Annotated in this window: 1 protein-coding gene and 1 tRNA gene; one reads left to right on the top strand and one right to left on the bottom strand. The window is 56.7% G+C overall.

The features are described 5' to 3' along the window. Positions 1-138: 138 nt before the first annotated feature. Positions 139-228: transfer RNA gene (locus KZZ07_RS26525), tRNA-Ser, on the bottom strand. 344 nt (positions 229-572) lie between these two features. Here KZZ07_RS26525 and KZZ07_RS26520 point away from each other — a divergent pair. After that, entirely contained in the window at positions 573-1,526 is a 954-nt protein-coding gene (locus KZZ07_RS26520) for a hypothetical protein (protein ID WP_219519889.1), read from the top strand. Positions 1,527-1,539: the final 13 nt, after the last annotated feature.

Below are 1,539 nucleotides of genomic sequence, written 5' to 3'. Positions count from 1 at the left end.
GTCCGCATAAATTTACCGCCGCTCGGTCAGGCCCTGAGCATGTCGCATGGTGTTGCATTCAAGCGTAAATGGCATGGTGGGCAAATAGGCGGGTATGGTCGCCGTCGCGCTATTTTTTCCAATATTATCAAAAGTAAATGGCGGAGACGAAGGGATTCGAACCCTCGAGACGGTTTCCCGCCTACTCCCTTAGCAGGGGAGCGCCTTCGACCACTCGGCCACGTCTCCACCGACGCGTATAGCCAAGCAAACAAAGGGATTACAAGGCAAAACTGCCTTCCGAGCGAGAAAACTCCCTCACATCGAAAACCGCCTCGAGTGGCACTGAAAGGCACTGAGGAGCACCGAGTTTGGGCAAGATCTGGTCAATTTCCCTTACAGGGAAAGCGCCCTGAAGGCGTGGAAGCGACGCAACCCAGCCTGCCTTGCTTGCGCCCCCAGCCCGCTCCGCGGTCGAGGACGAGTGCACACATCATCCGCTTCATCTCGCCGGATTTCTGCGGGCCGAAAGACGAACCGAGGTTCTCGGCATGCTGACCTCACTTCACGCATCGACGTCCGGCCACGCCACGATGTCCGAGATCGAATCCTTCCTGCGGGTGAAGGAGGACAAACGTCGCGACCTGCTGAAATCATGGGGGCTGAACGGGAGGCAGACGGTTGCCTGGAGCAAACTCTGGTCCGTGATCGGCCTCGACCCCGACCAAGATGAGAGCCTCTGGGAAGCCCTAAAGGCCCCTCTCCTTCTCCCATCCGACGCGGCTCCAATGGTCGGGATATCGGTTGAAACCTTGAATGGGTGGTGTCGAACCAACACCCTTCCCGTCGGCTTTCCTCCACCGATCTGTGTCGGCCCGAGGAAGAAGCTCTGGATCAACCTTGATATACTGGCTCGCCGACAACCCGAAGTCTACGCGGATGCTGCAGGCAAGATCCGCAGATCGAGACCGCAGTGGCAACTCCCTGAGCGACCAAGCATCACGCTCGATCCCGACCTGTCGATCTCAACGCTGCAAAAAAATTCTTCTGTTGAAGTCGACTTGGCCAATCTCCAGGGCATCGACCCTGGCACGGATGGCTTCATGCTCGCAGACATCGAGGAACTAATCGCCGATATCAACGCCGGTGAAGAAGACTCCTCTGTCGCTGAATCTCCAATGATGGACAGAGTCTTGGACATGCTCGACAGGGAGATGGAGGCTGGCGCCGCCACAAGCCCACGGCTTGTTACAAAGACGGCTCTTCGAAGTCTTTTGAGAACTAAAGGTCAGCGACCGGAAAATACAGAGCTGTCGCTTGATCTCTTCGATGCCTGGTTTCCATTGAACGGCTGGAACCGGGTGACGATGCCCAGAATCAGTCGCAAGGTTTACCTTTCCTATCGAAAACGAGCTCGTGCCGCGATAGCTCGCACATTGGGCGTGACCAGAAGAAACGAGAAGCTGCGCCGACAACGGGACCGATGTGAATCCCGGAGACAAAATGGACATCGGAAACGGTCGGGTGATCTGACCGTCGCGGAGTAAAAGTCCGCATCTT

Source organism: Mameliella sp. CS4, from assembly GCF_019392335.1.
Classification (GTDB): Bacteria; Pseudomonadota; Alphaproteobacteria; order Rhodobacterales; family Rhodobacteraceae; genus Antarctobacter.
This window is presented reverse-complemented; position numbering and strand designations above follow the sequence as displayed.

Bases quoted from the DNA above. Each gene is read 5' to 3' on its own strand.
- KZZ07_RS26520 (WP_219519889.1), top strand. From the start codon at position 573: ATGTCCGAGATCGAATCCTTCCTGCGGGTGAAGGAGGACAAACGTCGC.